Here is a 14,774-nt window from a genome sequence, read left to right as displayed (position 1 = left end):
GGCCTGCAGCCCAACCGTGCGGCCGGCTAATTTTCAACGCCCGCCGCTTCCTTTACCGGCGCGAACGAGCGGCGGTGCTCCGGCGTTATGCCGTAACGGCGGATCGCCTCGAGATGCTCCGGCGTCCCGTAGCCCATATGGCGGGCAAACCCGTACTGCGGATAGCGGCGGTCGAGCTCTTTCATCAGCCGGTCGCGCGTCACTTTGGCCATAATGGAAGCCGCGGCGATCGAAGCGCTGTTGGCATCGCCTTTCATCAGACGCCGCTGCGGCAGCGCGCACGGCACCGCCATCGCATCAACGAGCAAGTAGTCAGGCGGCGGCGACAGCGCGCTGACCGCCTTTGCCATCGCCTGTTTCGTCGCCTCGTAAATATTCCGCTCATCAATTTCCGCCGCACTGACAATGCCGATGCCGACCGCAACCGCACACGCCTCAATTTGCGCAAACAACGCCTCGCGCTTGGCTGCTGTCAGCCGTTTCGAATCGTCAAGCCCTGGCAAGTAGGCGTCAGGCGGCAAAATGACCGCCGCCGCGACGACCGGGCCAGCAAGCGGCCCGCGCCCGGCCTCGTCAATGCCGGCGATTCGTTCGATGCCGGCGGCGTACAGTTCACGCTCATAGCGCATCAACTCCTCCCAACGCCGCCGCATCGCTTTTTCCCGCTCTTTTTGTTTCACAAAACGGGCAAGCAGCGCCTGCACGCTTTTCCGTTCATCGCGCCGCAGCATCTCCCAGCGCGGGTCATCCTCGCCGCCAAGCTCCGGAAGCAGCGCTTCGATTTCTTTTACCGTGTACTCCTTCATGTTTCTCTCCCTTTTCTACTTATACTATCGGCCATGTTCAGCCGGCTGTGAAGCAAAAAACGCCCGCCGGACGCCATTACGTCCAGGAAGCGGGCGTTTCAAAACTCAACCGTCCTAATTTTTCGGTGCGAATGTCGTATAAGACAATGTCAGCGACCTTGTCATAGTCAATGCCGCCGCCCGCTGTCAGGCAGCCGCGCCGCCGGCCGATGGCGTCAAATAAGGCGACGATGTCATCGGGGATGCTGTCAAGGCGGTAGCGCTCCGACAGCCGTTCCGGATAATGGACTGACAAAAAGCGGAGCGCATAGGCAGCGACGTCTTGCAAGTTCAAAATTTCATCTTTGATCGCTCCGGTGACCGCGAGCTTGAAGCCGACGTCTTCATCCTCGAACTTTGGCCATAAAATCCCTGGCGTATCAAGCAGCTCCATTTCTTTGCCGACTTTGATCCATTGCTGGGCTTTCGTCACCCCCGGCTTATCGCCGGTTTTGGCGATATGGCGGCCGGCGAGCCGGTTGATGAGCGTCGATTTGCCGACATTCGGGATGCCGACAATGAGCGCCCGCACGGGGCGTGGATTTTTAATGCCCTTCGCCCGCATTTTCTCAAATTTCTCTTTTACCATTTCTTTGGCAATGAAAGCGATTTGCCTGACCCCCGTCCCGCTTTGCGCATCGATGGCGATGGCTGTTCGGCCTTGGCCGCGGAAATAGCGGATCCATTGCTCGGTTACGGCCTCATCGGCCATATCCGCCTTATTGAGCAAAATGAGGCGCGGCTTTTGTCCGAGAATGTCATCGATCATCGGGTTGCGCGATGACATCGGCAAACGGGCGTCAAGCAGCTCAAACGCTACGTCGATCAACTTTAATTTTTCTTGCACTTCCCGCTTCGCTTTTGCCATATGGCCGGGAAACCATTGAATCACTGTCATTGGCATCACCTGCCTCGTTTATTTCACAATCCGGGCGTCAGAAAGCGGCCAATACACAAGATTCGCCTTGCCAACGACTTTTGACATCGGAATGAAGCCGATATGGCGGCTGTCTTTGCTGAAGCGGCGATTGTCGCCCATGACGAACAAATGCCCTTCCGGCACCGTGCTCCGCCCGGTCAATTCCTCAAGTGTAAACGGCTCGGTCAGCGGCCCGTCGGCAACCTGCTTTTTATATTCGTCCAAATACGGCTCTTTATACGGTTTGCCGTTTACGTACAAGGTATCATTTTTGTACTCGATCCGGTCGCCCGGCAAGCCGATCACCCGTTTAATATAGTCTCTCCCTTCCTCGGCATGAAACACAATAATATCGAAACGATGCGGCATGCCGATTTTGTAGGCCAACTTATTGACAATCATCCGCTCGTGATTATGTAACGTCGGCATCATCGAATAGCCGTCGACGATAATCGGGGCAAAAATAAAGTAGCGGATGCCCCCGGCCAACAGCACCGCAACAACAATGGCTTTCAGCCATTCGCGCCATTCGCTTTTTTTCTCTTCCATCGTTCTCCCACCTACATGATCATTTATCCGTTCGGCTGATCGATAGTGAAAAAAGGAGCTTGAAAGCAAGCTCCTTTTCCGCTGTGATCCACCGTTGCCCGTTATTGGGCCGTTTTTTCTTTAATGCGCGCCGCTTTGCCGCGAAGGTTGCGCAAGTAGTACAATTTCGCGCGGCGGACTTTCCCGCGGCGGATGACTTCCAATTTCGCGATTTTCGGCGTATGCACCGGGAACGTGCGCTCAACGCCGACGCCGTAGGACACTTTGCGAACCGTGAACGTTTCGCTGATGCCCGCTCCGCGCCGTTTGATGACGACACCTTCAAACACTTGGATGCGTTCGCGGTTGCCTTCCACAACTTTCACGTGGACGCGCACCGTGTCGCCCGGGCGGAAATCCGGCAAGTCGGTCCGCAATTGTTCTTTCGTGATCTCTTGGATTAAATGATGCATCATTTTCCACTCCTTCCACAGATGTTCATGCCAATGCGTTTGATCATTGCAGCGGAACATCGTTTTCCGTCCTTAAGCGGACTGCTTCAGTCACACAAAAGATATGATAGCATAAACGCCGGGCGCAAGCAATAGTTATTCGCATTGAGAGCCGCTGTTTTCCGTTTCGCGTTCATGTTCCCACTCTTTCAGCCATTGCTTTTGTTTCTCGGTGAGCGGATAGCCGGCGAGCAAATCCGGGCGGCGCAAAAACGTGCGCCGGAGCGACTCCTTCTCGCGCCATTCGGCAATGAGCTGGTGGTTCCCGGAAAGCAAAATGTCCGGCACTTTCATGCCGCGAAAGTCGGCTGGCCTTGTGTATTGCGGATACTCCAGCAGGCCGGAACTGAACGAGTCGTCAACCGGCGACGCTTCGTTGCCGAGCACGCCGGGCAGCAGGCGGACGACGCTGTCGACGATGACCATGGCGCCGAGCTCCCCGCCTGTTAAAATGTAATCGCCGATCGAAATTTCATCGGTCGCCAAATATTGGCGGATGCGCTCATCATATCCTTCGTAATGGCCGCAAATAAGCACCAAATGCTCTTCTTGGGCGAGCTCTTCTGCCTTTTTTTGCGTGTAGCGCTCGCCTTGCGGGCAAAGCAAAATAATGCGCGCGCCAGGCGAGCCGGCTGTCACATGTTCCACCGCGTCGAAAATCGGCTGCGGCTTCAGCACCATGCCGGCGCCGCCACCGTACGGGTAATCATCAACCGTCTTATGCTTGTTGTCGGCAAATTCGCGGAAGTCAACAAGCCGGATGTCCACCGCCCCTTTTTCTTGCGCCTTCTTTAAAATCGACTCATTCAATACGCCGGAAAACATGTCGGGAAACAGCGTCAAAATATCGATCCGCATCATTCAAGCAGCCCTTCCATCGGTCGGATGATGATCGTTTTTTGCGCCGGATCGACGCGAAGAACGACTTCGTCGATGTACGGAATGAGCGCATCGGTGCCGTCGCCGCGCCGGACGACCCAGACGTCGTTCGCCCCCGGCGTTAAAATTTCCCTGACCGTGCCGATCGTTTCTCCTTCTTCCGTTACGACGGTACAGCCGATGATTTCATGGAAATAATACTCGCCTTCCGCGAGTTCACCGAGCTGGCTTTCCGGCACTTTCAGCATCGCTCCTTTAAACGGTTCGACATCGTTGATGCTGTCATAGCCTTCAAACGACAGCAAGTCGAACGATTTATGGACGCGATGGCTTTTCACCGTCACTTCGATCGGCTCGCTGTCGCGTTCGCGGAAAATGTACAGCTTGTTTCCTTTTTTGTATCGCTCTTCCGGAAAATCGGTGCGGGAAATGACGCGCACTTCGCCGCGAATGCCGTGCGTATTGACGATTTTGCCGACGTTAAACCATCGTTCCATTCTTTGCTCCCTCCTTAGCGAATCTCTTTCACGACGCCGTCTTCAACGATAATGGCGCGCGTTTTCGTCACCTCTTCCCAGCGGTCGCCGACGTTCACCTCAATGAGCGCCTCGACTTCCCGCTCTTTCAATTCACTTCCTAACGATAGCATATGTAACTGTTCAAGCTGAAACTCAAGCAGCTTGATTTTCTCCATCCGGTCGTCGATTTCTTTGGCAAAATATTGCTTTACAAGACTAGCCGGGTATTTCCCGCTTTTCTCCATCCGCTTTTGCTCGAAGCGAAGCTGGCCGCACTCGCGCTCCAACTGCTGCTTGCGCGCCGCAAATGCCGCCGCAAGCTCTTGTTTGCTCCGCTCGGTGACAACTTGCCGCACTTCGACCGTTTGAATGAGCTTCATCCCCATCCCCCTTTACGGCGATATCAAAAAAGGGAGAGGAACATCCTCACCCTTTTTCTTTCACGTGCACAATCACCCGCTTGGGCGATCCAGCGGCGGCGGCATAGACGACCGTGCGGATCGCATGGATCGTCCGTCCTTGTTTGCCGATCACTTTGCCGATATCGTCATCGTGCACCGACAGTTCATAGATGACGGCCGTCTCTTCCTCACGGGTTTCGACCGCCACCGCCTCCGGATGATCGACAAGCGCCTTGACGATCGTTTCAATGAGCGGTTTCATGTGCATCCCGCTTATTTGCCGTATTTCAAGTTATGGAACTTCTCTAAAATGCCTTGTTTCGACAGCAAGCTGCGCACCGTGTCGGACGGTTTGGCACCGTTTTGCAGCCATTTGAGCGCCAGCTCTTCATCGATTTTGATTTCGGCTGGCTCCGCAACCGGATTGTATGTGCCGATCGTTTCAATGAAGCGGCCGTCGCGCGGCGAGCGGGAATCCGCCACAACAATGCGGTAAAACGGTTTTTTCTTTGCGCCCATGCGTTTTAAACGAATTTTTACTGCCATAGTTTGTACGCACCTCCGTATAGTGTTCACACAAGATAGTATATTAACAATTCTTTTCCCGTTTGTAAAGGTTTTTCGCTTAACAGAACATCATTTACATAAATGGGAAGCGAAATCCTTTTTTCTTCCCTTTGGGCATATTCGTCATCATTTTCATCATTTTTTTCATGTCATCAAATTGCTTGAGCAGCCGGTTGACGTCTTGCACGGTCGTGCCGCTCCCTTTGGCGATCCGCCTTTTGCGGCTAGCGTTGATGATTTCCGGATGCATTTTCTCCTCTTTCGTCATCGAGCGGATGATCGCTTCGACGCGGGCGATTTGCTTTTCATCGACTTGAATGTTGGAAAGCCCTTTGATTTTATTGGCTCCCGGCAGCATTTTAATCAGTTCGTCAAGCGGCCCGAGCTTGCGCACTTGGCCGAGCTGCTCCAAAAAGTCGTCAAGCGTGAAGGTGGCCGTGCGCATTTTTTGTTCGAGCTCTTTCGCCTTCTCCTCATCAACGGCGGCCTGCGCTTTTTCAATGAGCGTCAAGACATCGCCCATCCCTAAAATGCGGGACGCCATCCGCTCCGGATGAAACGGCTCGAGCGCATCCAGTTTTTCGCCCATCCCGGCGAACTTGATCGGCGCTCCCGTCACGGCGCGAATCGACAGCGCCGCCCCGCCGCGCGTGTCGCCATCGAGCTTCGTCAAAATAACGCCGGTGATGCCGAGCTGTTCATGGAAGCTTTGCGCGACATTGACGGCGTCTTGACCGGTCATGGCGTCGACAACGAGGAAAATTTCGTCCGGCTTGACCGCCTCTTTCATTTGCTTCAGTTCATCCATGAGCGCCTCATCAATGTGAAGGCGGCCGGCCGTGTCGATCAGCACATAGTCGTAATGCTCTTCTTTCGCCCGCTCGAGCGCCTGTTTCGCGATCTCGACTGGATTGGCGTCCTCGCCGAGCGAAAAGACAGGAACGTTCAGCTGTTTGCCGAGCGTCTCCAGCTGCTTGATCGCCGCCGGGCGGTAGACGTCAGCAGCGACCAGCAGCGGCTTCCGGTTATGGCGCTTGCGCAGCAAGTTGGCGAGCTTCCCGGTCGTTGTCGTCTTCCCAGCCCCTTGCAGGCCAACCATCATGACGACCGTCGGCGGCTTTTTGGCGACCGCGATTTTGCTCTGTTCGCCGCCCATTAACGCCGTCAGCTCCTCTTTGACCACTTTAATCACCTGCTGGCCCGGCGTCAAGCTTTTCATCACTTCCTGCCCGACAGCCCGTTCGCTCACCCGTTTGATGAAATCTTTGACGACTTTAAAGTTGACGTCAGCCTCGAGCAAGGCGAGGCGCACTTCGCGCATCATCTCTTTGACATCCGCTTCGGTGACTTTCCCTTTGCCGCGGATGCGGTTCATCACCTGCTGCAAACGTTCGGACAATCCTTCAAACGCCATGGCGGCCACCCCCTTTTTTAATCAAGTTCATCCAGCTCGCGGACAAGCGCCGCCAATTCGGCGTCAGCGCCGTAATGCCGGCTGATGTAGTCTTTCAGCCGCTCGATGGCCTGCCGCCGCTGTTCATATTTTTGCAGCAGCCCGAGCTTCTCTTCATACTGTTCGAGCATCGCTTCCGTGCGCCGGATGTTATCGTACACCGCCTGGCGGCTTACTTCATACTGTTCGGCAATTTCCCCGAGGGAGTAGTCGTCCAAGTAGTACAGCGCCATGTAATTGCGCTGTTTCGGCGTCAGCAGCGCGTGATAAAAATCATACAAATAGTTCATGCGCATCGTTTTTTCCAGCACCGAACGCTCCCTCCCCCGTTGTTAAGTAAATTCCCTTTACAAAAGTGAGTGTACTTTGTTTTCCGGCTCTTGTCAAGATGAGACCGATTTTTCTCCCCGCATAAAAGCAAGGCTGGGGCGCGGTTGGCCGCCAGCCTGGCGGGAAAACACGGATGCAGGCCGCGCCGATGCCGTACGAGCCGCTAAACGGCATGCAACTGGCCAACTAGCCGTTATTGTTCATCGAACAAACCGGCAAACAGTCCGTATACATATTTTTCTGCATCAAACGGCTGCAAATCGTCCATCTTTTCGCCGAGGCCGACGAATTTCACCGGGATGGCCAGCTCGTTGCGAATGGCGAGCACGATGCCGCCTTTTGCCGTTCCGTCGAGCTTTGTCAACACGATGCCGGTCACATCGGTCGCTTCTTTAAACAGCTTCGCCTGACTCATCGCATTTTGCCCGGTCGTCGCATCAAGCACAAGCAGCACTTCATGCGGAGCGCCCGGGATTTCGCGGCTGATGACGCGCTTCACTTTTTCAAGCTCTTTCATTAAGTTCACTTTGTTTTGCAGCCGCCCGGCTGTGTCGCACAACAACACGTCAACGCTGCGTGCTTTTGCCGCCTGAATGGCGTCGTACATAACGGCCGCCGGGTCGGAGCCGGCCGCCTGCTTAATGACATCGACCCCAACGCGTTCGCCCCATACTTCCAACTGCTCGATCGCTCCGGCGCGGAACGTGTCGCCTGCGGCCAAGAGCACCGATTTCCCTTCCGATTTCAGCTTATGCGCCAGTTTTCCGATCGTCGTCGTCTTGCCAACGCCGTTGACGCCGACGAACAATATGACCGTCAGCCCTCCTTCTTGCATATTCAAGGCGGAAAGCTCGATGTCATCGGCGCCGGCGCGGTAAATGTCAATCAGTTTTTCCGCGATCACGTCGCGCATTTGCGCCGAATCTTGAATGTTGCGGCGCTTCACTTCCATTTTCAGCTCATCGACCAGTTCCATGACGGTCGCCACGCCGACGTCAGCGGCGATTAAAATTTCCTCGAGCTCTTCGAAAAATTCCTCATCGACTTTCCGGTAGCGGGCGATCAAGTCGTTCACTTTCCCGGCGAGTGAATCGCGCGTTTTCGACAGCCCTTCCTTAAACTTTTCCGTGACGGCATCCGCCTGTTTTGTCCACTTTTCTTTCAACTTTTGAAAAAAGCCCATGCAGGCTCCTCCTTTCTATGACGACACGAGTTGCTTGGAGTCTTCCAAACGGACGGAAACGAGCTTCGAGACGCCCGATTCTTGCATCGTGACGCCATACAGCACGTCCGCCTCTTCCATCGTCCCTTTCCGGTGGGTGATGACGATAAATTGCGTATCGCGGCTGAACCGCTTCAAATATTGGGCGTAGCGCTGCACGTTCGCTTCATCAAGCGCCGCCTCGACTTCATCGAGGACGCAAAACGGCACTGGGCGCACTTTTAAAATCGAGAACAAAAGGGCGATCGCCGTCAACGCCCGCTCACCGCCTGAAAGCAGGCTTAAGTGCTGCAGCTTTTTCCCCGGCGGCTGGGCGACGATCTCCACCCCGGTTTCAAGCAAGTCGTTCGGGTCAGTCAGGCGCAAATCGGCGCGCCCGCCGCCGAACAGCTCGCGGAACACCTCGCCGAAATGAGCGCGGATTTGTTCGAACGTTGAAAAAAACCGTTTTTTCATTTCCTCGTCCATTTCGTCGATCACTTGATGGAGCGTCGCTTTCGCCTCTTCCAAATCGGCTTTTTGCTCGCTCAAAAAACGGTGCCGTTCGGAAACGCGCTCATATTCATCGATCGCTCCTAAATTGACGGTGCCGAGCTCATCGATGGCGCGCTTGATCAGCTTCACTCGCTTGCGCGCCTCTTCGGCCCCGATTTCAAGCGGATAGGCCAAACGGGCCGCCTCAAACGACATTCCATACTCTTCGCCAAGCCGGGTGAGCAAGTTATCAAGCTCAACGTCCAGCCGGTTCAACTTCACTTCTTCGTCTTTGACCACATCGACAAGCTGTTTATGCTGGCGCTTCGCTTCTTTCCATTCCCGCTCCAAATGCTCAAGCCGCCCTTGGCAGTCAAGCCGCTGTTCGCGGCGGCTGGCGATGAGTTCAATCGTTTTTTGCTTGTCTTCTAGCTTTTGCTGCCGCTGTTGCTCCAGTTCGTCCTCGTTCCAGGACGGCGCGTTCATTTCGGCGGCAAGGGCGGCGCGCTCCCGTTCGGCTGCTTCGAGCTCGCGGGCCGTTTCAGCCAATTCCGTTTCAAGCTCCTCCACTGTCCGCCGCGCGTGTTTCACCCGTTCTTTCGTCTCGGCCAAAGCGACTTTTTGTTCTGTGATCGCGGCTTGCAGCGCTTCTTTTGTCGTTTGCTCCGTCTGTTTTTGCGCCTGCAGCCGGCTGATGTCGTCGTCAATCGCTTGCAGCTTTCCGGCAAGCTGCTCAAGCTGTCTGTCAACGGCGACGAGACGGCGGTTGAGTTCCGCCGCTTCACGCTCATCGTTCGCTTTTTCTTCATCGTACAGCGCGAGCCGCTCGTCGATCCGCTTTTTTTGCCAGTCGAGTTCGCGTTGTTCGTCTTTTTGCGCCTGCAGCGCCCGCTGCAGCGCCGCCATCTCCTCTTGCAGCGCGGCCGCCTCCCGTTCCCGCTCCGCCCGCTCGCGCTCTTTCCCTGCGATATCGCGCTCGAGCCGGGCGATCGTTTCATCCATTTCGCGCAATTTGGCGGCCATCGCCTCGAGCTCGCGGGCTCGGCTCAACAGCGACGCTGTCTTTTTCGCCGCCCCGCCGCCGGTCATCGCGCCGCCCGGGCTGACGACATCGCCGTCAAGGGTGACGAGCCGATAGCGGTACTGAAGGAGTTTGGCGAGCTCATTCGCCCCTTTTAAGTCGGCCGTTACGATGACGTGGCCGAGCAAATGGGCGATCGCCGCCTGATGGGCGCGATCGTACTCGACCAGCTCGCTTGCGATGCCGACAAACGCCGGATGGCCGCTGATCATCGCCCGCTCCCGCTCCGACAGGGCGCGCGCTTGAATGACGTCAAGCGGCAAAAACGTCGCCCGCCCATGGCCGTTCGTTTTCAAATAGTGGATGGCTTGCCGCGCCGCCGCTTCGCTGTCGACGACGATGTGCTGCATCGCGCCGCCGAGCGCCGTTTCGAGCGCCGTTTCGTAGCGGTCCGGCACGCGGATCAGCTCGACGATTGCGCCATGAATGCCGGGAAGCCGGTCGCGCGCTTTTAATACTTCCTTCACCCCTTGGAAAAAGCCGGCATAATCGTGTTGCATCTCTTCCAGCCATTGCTTGCGCGCTTTTGTTTGCTGCCGGTATTGACGCGCCTGCTGCAAAAGCGACTCATTCCGTTCGAGCTCCGCCTTTTGTGCCGCAAGTGCGGCCGTCATATGAGCCAGCTTCCCGCTCGTCTCAGCGATGGCTTGTTCAAGGCGGGACTGCTCAGCGCGCGAAGCCGCCAGTTTTCGTTCTATCTGCTCGCGTTCAGCAAGATGGTGGCGGTTCGCTTCGTCGAGCGCCGCCCGCTTGGCCTGCAGCTTGCCGATCGCCTGCTCCACATGCGTGCGCTCGTTTTTCAACGCCGCTTGTTCGTGGACAAGGTCGATATAATCGCCCTTTCGCCGCTCGATCTCCTCCTCAAGATCAACCTCATACTCGGAAAGCGACATTTGTTTCTCTTTCAGCTCTTTCTCCAGCGCCGCGGCAGCGCCCTCAAGCCGGGCGAGCTCAGCCCGCTCTGCACGGAGCCGTTCGGCCAGGCGGCGCTGTTTCGCCGTTAAAGCGGCGGCAGTCTCCTCAAGCTGCTCTTTCCGCTTTTCTGCATTTTTTTTCCTCTCTTTTAACACTTCCTTCCGGCCTTCGAGTTTTTCAAGCTCCTCGCTCGCCAACAGCAGCACTTGCTGCAGGCCGTCGATCGACTCGTCAATGGCCGCCATTTGGTCGCGCAGCTGTTCGATATGGGCTTCCATTTTGTGCAGCGCCGCCGCCAGCGCTCCTTCCTCTTGCTGGTGCCGATCAAGCGCTTCCTTCAGTCCGCTCCATTGCCGGTGCAGCTCCTCGATGTCGTGCACCATAAGCGCCACTTCAAACCGCTCGAGCTCCTCGCGTTTTTCCAAATACTCTTTGGCGATTGACGCCTGCATCCGAAGCGGTTCAAGCTGCTGTTCGAGCTCATGCAAAATGTCGTTGACGCGATGCAAGTTGTCTTGTGTTTCCGCAAGTTTTGTTTCCGCCTTTTTTTTGCGCAGCTTGTATTTCAAGACACCGGCCGCTTCTTCAAAAATCGTACGCCGCTCTTCCGGCTTGCTGCTTAAAATTTCTTCGACCCGGCCTTGGCCGATGATCGAAAACGCCTCCTTGCCAAGCCCGGAGTCCAGAAACAAATCGACAATATCTTTTAAGCGGCACGGCTGGCGGTTGATGAAAAACTCGCTTTCCCCGGAGCGGTAAACGCGCCGGGTGATGCTCACCTCTTGATACTCAAGCGGCAAAAAGCCATCTTCGTTGTCGAGCGTGATCGTCACTTCGGCGACATTCAGCGGCTTGCGCGAGTCGCTGCCGGCGAAAATGACGTCTTCCATTTTTGCCCCGCGCAGCGATTTCGCCGACTGCTCGCCGAGCACCCAGCGGATCGCGTCGGTAATGTTGCTTTTGCCGCTTCCGTTCGGGCCGACAACCGCCGTGACACCGGGGACAAAATCAATCGATACGCGGTCGGCGAATGATTTGAAGCCGATCACATCTAACCGTTTCAGGAACATGATACGATGCTTCACCATCTTTCCGCTTTGATCTCGGCCCGCCGGACGGACCGGGACAGGCTGCTGTTTTCAATATACCACCACAGTGCGTCGAGAAAAAATGTTCATACAAAAAGACTGACGTAAAAGCGCCAGCCTTCTATGGCCGCTCGGCAGCCCGCAGCGTCTCAAGCGCCATTTGTGCCGCATGCTGCTCGGCTTCCTTTTTGGAGCGGCCGACACCGATGCCGAGCTCTTGGCCGTTTAACGCCACGCGGGCGACGAACTCTTTGTTGTGGGCCGGTCCTTTTTCTTCCAAAATGGTGTATTCAAGCGTCCCGCTGCCGTCGCGCTGCACGAGTTCCTGCAGCTGGCTTTTAAAATCCATCACATGAGAAAAAGCACCTTCATCTATTTTGGGAAAGATCGTTTGCCCTAAAAAATGGAGGACCGCCTCCATTCCTTGATCCAAATAAAGGGCGCCGATAAACGCTTCAAACACGTCAGCCAAAAGCGCCGGGCGCGTCCGTCCGCCGGTCAGCTCCTCGCCTTTGCCAAGCAAAACGAGTTCGCCAAACGACAGGGCGTTGGCAAATTTCACAAGTGACGGCTCGCAGACAATGGCCGCCCGCAGCTTTGTCAACTGCCCTTCGCTCATATGTGGGAATTTTTGAAACAAATATTGGGAAACGGTCAGCTCCAGCACGGCGTCGCCCAAAAACTCGAGCCGTTCATTATCCTCGTGAAGCCGCCGCCGATGCTCATTCACATACGATGAATGGGTGAACGCTTGCATCAACAGCTTTTCATTTTGGAAGGTGATCCCGATTTTCCTTTGCAGTTCTTGAAACTTCGCCCGCCTTTTTTCGTGGATGCGTTCTTTGTCTTTTTGTTTTGACATAAAAATGCCCTCCGACTTCGTTCCAGACAAAACTGGCCGTATACTATCCTTTATTATATCCGTTCACCATCCCGCTACGCGAGTGGCAAAGGCGCCTTTTTTCCGCGGCTAGGTCCCGTGCGCCTCTTAAAAAGCAGAGAAAGCCCCGTTCGGAGCAACGGGACTTTGCAAAAAAGCGGGATTACAGATGGCTTTTTATGTAGTTCACAGCATCTCCGACTGTGACAATTTTTTCCGCTTCTTCGTCGGAAATTTCCATGTTGAATTCGTCTTCGAGCTCCATGACCAATTCGACGATGTCGAGCGAGTCAGCACCCAAATCGTCTTTGAACGATGCCTCGAGCGTCACTTGCGATTCGTCAACCCCGAGCCGGTCGACGATGATTTTCGTGACACGTTCCAATACGTCTGCCATTCTGTTCACCTCCCTTCATGATTATAGTCGATTCTCAGGGAAAATACTAGCCGCCTTTTGTTACGGCATGACCATGCCGCCATCAACGTGAAGCGTCTGGCCGGTCATGTAGCCGGCGGCGTCGGACGCGAGAAACGCCACAACGCGGGCGACGTCATCCGGCTCGCCGAAACGGGCGAGCGGAATTTGTTTTAACATTTCCCCCTTCAATTCCTCGCTGAGCGCTTCGGTCATATCGGTTGTAATGAATCCCGGTGCGACGGCGTTGACGGTGATGTTCCGGCTGGCGAGTTCGCGCGCGGCCGTCTTCGTCAATCCGATGACGCCGGCTTTGGCCGCCACGTAGTTCGCCTGCCCAGGGTTGCCGATGACCCCGACGACGGAGGCGATGTTGATGATCCGGCCGCCGCGCTGCTTCATCATCGGCCGTGTCACAGCCTTCGTACAAAGAAATACCCCTTTTAAGTTCGTATTAATCACCGCATCCCATTCTTCTTCTTTCATCCGCATGAGCAAATTGTCGCGCGTAATGCCGGCGTTGTTCACCAAAATGTCGAGGCGGCCGAACTGGTCGAGCGCTGTTTTCACCAAGCGCTCCACCTCCTCCGCCCGGGCGACGTCCGCCTGGACGGCGATCGCTTCGCGGCCGAGCGAGCGGATCATCTCAACGACTTCATTCGCTTTTGCCTCGCTGCCGGCATAGTTGACAACGACGTTCGCCCCTTGACGGGCGAGCTCCAAGGCAACCGCCCGGCCGATGCCGCGCGACGCCCCGGTAACGAGGGCGATTTTTCCTTCAAGCATTGTTTTGTTATTCTCCTTTCAGCGCCGCAATGGTCGTTTCCAAGGAAGCGAGATCGTTTACCGCATAAACACGGGCGTTGCGGTCGATTTTTTTCACGAGGCCGGACAACACTTTCCCCGGTCCGATTTCGACAAACGTGTCGACCCCAAGCGCCAACAGCGTGCGCACCGACTGTTCCCAGCGCACCGGCGAATAGAGCTGTTCAATAAGAAGCCGGGCAATGTCCTCTTTCTTCGTCACCGGCTCGGCCGTTACGTTGGCGATGACGGGAACAGCAGCATCTTCAATGGCCAGGCTGTCAAGAACAGCCTGCAGTTTTTCCGCCGCCGGCTTCATGAGCGACGAATGGAACGGTCCGCTCACTTCCAGCGGAATGACGCGTTTCGCGCCACGCTCTTTCGCCAACTGCCCCGCCTTTTCCACTCCCGCTTTCGAACCGGAGATGACGATTTGCCCCGGGCAGTTGAAATTGGCCGGCTCAACCGGATGGCCTTGGGCGGCAATTTCGTTCGTCACCGCTTCGAGCGCCTCTGCCTCCATCCCTAATACGGCAGCCATCGTCCCTTCGCCGGCCGGCACCGCTTCATCCATCAGCTCGCCGCGGCGGCGCACCGCATAGACAGCGTCGGCAAACGACATGGCGCCGGCGGCCACGAGCGCCGTGTATTCACCCAAACTATGGCCGGCGACGTAATCGGCCTTCAAGCCTTCTCCGTCTACGAGCTGAAGCAAGGCGATGCTGGCGGTCAAAAGCGCCGGCTGGGCGTTGTACGTCAGCGTCAGCTCAGCTTGCGGCCCGTTGAACATGAGCGAAGAAAGCGGAAATCCGAGCCGCTCGTCAGCCGCCTCAATCACCGCACGGGCGCGGGCGTCGCGGTCGGCGGCGTCCTTGGCCATGCCGACCGTTTGCGACCCTTGTCCCGGAAATAAAAAGGCGATTTTACCCATTTTGCTTCCTCC

At 56.0% G+C, this 14,774-nt stretch carries 17 protein-coding genes; all 17 read right to left on the bottom strand.

The genetic code is table 11. The features are described 5' to 3' along the window. Window positions 1–26 precede the first annotated feature (26 nt). Entirely contained in the window at window positions 27–806 is a 780-nt protein-coding gene (gene rnhB, locus ACR1UW_RS07410) for a ribonuclease HII (protein WP_050368498.1), read from the bottom strand. Between the two features lie 76 nt (window positions 807–882). Then, window positions 883–1,749 (bottom strand): ribosome biogenesis GTPase YlqF, encoded by an 867-nt coding sequence (ylqF, locus tag ACR1UW_RS07405; protein WP_033011146.1) that lies wholly within the window; start codon window positions 1,747–1,749, stop codon window positions 883–885. Between the two features lie 12 nt (window positions 1,750–1,761). Beyond that, a complete protein-coding gene (gene lepB / locus ACR1UW_RS07400; RefSeq protein ID WP_160269151.1) occupies window positions 1,762–2,313 on the bottom strand; it encodes a signal peptidase I in 552 nt (183 codons plus the stop codon). Between the two features lie 101 nt (window positions 2,314–2,414). Beyond that, a complete protein-coding gene (gene rplS, locus ACR1UW_RS07395) occupies window positions 2,415–2,765 on the bottom strand; it encodes a 50S ribosomal protein L19 (RefSeq protein WP_498935119.1) in 351 nt (116 codons plus the stop codon). Between the two features lie 135 nt (window positions 2,766–2,900). After that, complete coding sequence (trmD, locus tag ACR1UW_RS07390) at window positions 2,901–3,662, bottom strand: tRNA (guanosine(37)-N1)-methyltransferase TrmD (RefSeq protein WP_162839645.1); 762 nt, start codon at window positions 3,660–3,662, stop codon at window positions 2,901–2,903. Beyond that, window positions 3,662–4,180, bottom strand: a complete 519-nt coding sequence (gene rimM, locus ACR1UW_RS07385; RefSeq protein WP_033011151.1) for a ribosome maturation factor RimM — start codon at window positions 4,178–4,180, stop codon at window positions 3,662–3,664. The genes trmD and rimM overlap by 1 nt, the downstream gene beginning before the upstream one ends. 14 nt (window positions 4,181–4,194) lie before the next feature. Beyond that, a complete protein-coding gene (locus ACR1UW_RS07380) occupies window positions 4,195–4,581 on the bottom strand; it encodes a YlqD family protein (protein ID WP_055358405.1) in 387 nt (128 codons plus the stop codon). A gap of 46 nt (window positions 4,582–4,627) precedes the next feature. Further along, window positions 4,628–4,864: a KH domain-containing protein gene (locus ACR1UW_RS07375; protein WP_014195433.1), complete on the bottom strand. Its 237-nt coding sequence runs from the start codon at window positions 4,862–4,864 to the stop codon at window positions 4,628–4,630. An 11-nt stretch (window positions 4,865–4,875) separates the two neighbouring features. Further along, window positions 4,876–5,148, bottom strand: coding sequence for a 30S ribosomal protein S16 (gene rpsP / locus ACR1UW_RS07370; RefSeq protein WP_033011154.1), 273 nt, complete (start codon window positions 5,146–5,148; stop codon window positions 4,876–4,878). A gap of 94 nt (window positions 5,149–5,242) precedes the next feature. Beyond that, the gene (gene ffh, locus ACR1UW_RS07365) at window positions 5,243–6,583 is read right to left on the bottom strand and encodes a signal recognition particle protein (protein ID WP_033011155.1); all 1,341 of its coding nucleotides are present in this window, start codon (window positions 6,581–6,583) and stop codon (window positions 5,243–5,245) included. A gap of 17 nt (window positions 6,584–6,600) precedes the next feature. Further along, window positions 6,601–6,933 (bottom strand): putative DNA-binding protein, encoded by a 333-nt coding sequence (locus ACR1UW_RS07360; protein WP_033011156.1) that lies wholly within the window; start codon window positions 6,931–6,933, stop codon window positions 6,601–6,603. A gap of 212 nt (window positions 6,934–7,145) precedes the next feature. Then, the gene (ftsY, locus tag ACR1UW_RS07355; RefSeq protein WP_498935115.1) at window positions 7,146–8,135 is read right to left on the bottom strand and encodes a signal recognition particle-docking protein FtsY; all 990 of its coding nucleotides are present in this window, start codon (window positions 8,133–8,135) and stop codon (window positions 7,146–7,148) included. Window positions 8,136–8,150: 15 nt separating this feature from the next. After that, the gene (gene smc, locus ACR1UW_RS07350; RefSeq protein WP_498935276.1) at window positions 8,151–11,714 is read right to left on the bottom strand and encodes a chromosome segregation protein SMC; all 3,564 of its coding nucleotides are present in this window, start codon (window positions 11,712–11,714) and stop codon (window positions 8,151–8,153) included. 139 nt (window positions 11,715–11,853) lie between these two features. Continuing rightward, a complete protein-coding gene (gene rnc / locus ACR1UW_RS07345; protein ID WP_033011161.1) occupies window positions 11,854–12,594 on the bottom strand; it encodes a ribonuclease III in 741 nt (246 codons plus the stop codon). 181 nt (window positions 12,595–12,775) lie between these two features. Continuing rightward, complete coding sequence (locus tag ACR1UW_RS07340; protein ID WP_020959317.1) at window positions 12,776–13,009, bottom strand: acyl carrier protein; 234 nt, start codon at window positions 13,007–13,009, stop codon at window positions 12,776–12,778. 60 nt (window positions 13,010–13,069) lie between these two features. Next, window positions 13,070–13,813: a 3-oxoacyl-[acyl-carrier-protein] reductase gene (gene fabG / locus ACR1UW_RS07335; protein ID WP_033011164.1), complete on the bottom strand. Its 744-nt coding sequence runs from the start codon at window positions 13,811–13,813 to the stop codon at window positions 13,070–13,072. Between the two features lie 7 nt (window positions 13,814–13,820). Continuing rightward, window positions 13,821–14,762: an ACP S-malonyltransferase gene (gene fabD, locus ACR1UW_RS07330; protein WP_044741316.1), complete on the bottom strand. Its 942-nt coding sequence runs from the start codon at window positions 14,760–14,762 to the stop codon at window positions 13,821–13,823. Window positions 14,763–14,774: the final 12 nt, after the last annotated feature.

Source organism: Geobacillus lituanicus, from assembly GCF_050994965.1.
In the GTDB taxonomy this organism is placed as follows: domain Bacteria; phylum Bacillota; class Bacilli; order Bacillales; family Anoxybacillaceae; genus Geobacillus; species Geobacillus stearothermophilus.
This window is presented reverse-complemented; position numbering and strand designations above follow the sequence as displayed.

Coding starts and splice junctions, on each gene's coding strand:
- rnhB (WP_050368498.1), bottom strand. CDS start 806: ATGAAGGAGTACACGGTAAAAGAAATCGAAGCGCTGCTTCCGGAGCTT.
- ylqF (WP_033011146.1), bottom strand. CDS start 1,749: ATGCCAATGACAGTGATTCAATGGTTTCCCGGCCATATGGCAAAAGCG.
- lepB (WP_160269151.1), bottom strand. CDS start 2,313: ATGGAAGAGAAAAAAAGCGAATGGCGCGAATGGCTGAAAGCCATTGTT.
- rplS (WP_498935119.1), bottom strand. CDS start 2,765: ATGCATCATTTAATCCAAGAGATCACGAAAGAACAATTGCGGACCGAC.
- trmD (WP_162839645.1), bottom strand. CDS start 3,662: ATGCGGATCGATATTTTGACGCTGTTTCCCGACATGTTTTCCGGCGTA.
- rimM (WP_033011151.1), bottom strand. CDS start 4,180: ATGGAACGATGGTTTAACGTCGGCAAAATCGTCAATACGCACGGCATT.
- ACR1UW_RS07380 (WP_055358405.1), bottom strand. CDS start 4,581: ATGAAGCTCATTCAAACGGTCGAAGTGCGGCAAGTTGTCACCGAGCGG.
- ACR1UW_RS07375 (WP_014195433.1), bottom strand. CDS start 4,864: ATGAAACCGCTCATTGAAACGATCGTCAAGGCGCTTGTCGATCATCCG.
- rpsP (WP_033011154.1), bottom strand. CDS start 5,148: ATGGCAGTAAAAATTCGTTTAAAACGCATGGGCGCAAAGAAAAAACCG.
- ffh (WP_033011155.1), bottom strand. CDS start 6,583: ATGGCGTTTGAAGGATTGTCCGAACGTTTGCAGCAGGTGATGAACCGC.
- ftsY (WP_498935115.1), bottom strand. CDS start 8,135: ATGGGCTTTTTTCAAAAGTTGAAAGAAAAGTGGACAAAACAGGCGGAT.
- smc (WP_498935276.1), bottom strand. CDS start 11,714: ATGTTCCTGAAACGGTTAGATGTGATCGGCTTCAAATCATTCGCCGAC.
- rnc (WP_033011161.1), bottom strand. CDS start 12,594: ATGTCAAAACAAAAAGACAAAGAACGCATCCACGAAAAAAGGCGGGCG.
- ACR1UW_RS07340 (WP_020959317.1), bottom strand. CDS start 13,009: ATGGCAGACGTATTGGAACGTGTCACGAAAATCATCGTCGACCGGCTC.
- fabG (WP_033011164.1), bottom strand. CDS start 13,813: ATGCTTGAAGGAAAAATCGCCCTCGTTACCGGGGCGTCGCGCGGCATC.
- fabD (WP_044741316.1), bottom strand. CDS start 14,762: ATGGGTAAAATCGCCTTTTTATTTCCGGGACAAGGGTCGCAAACGGTC.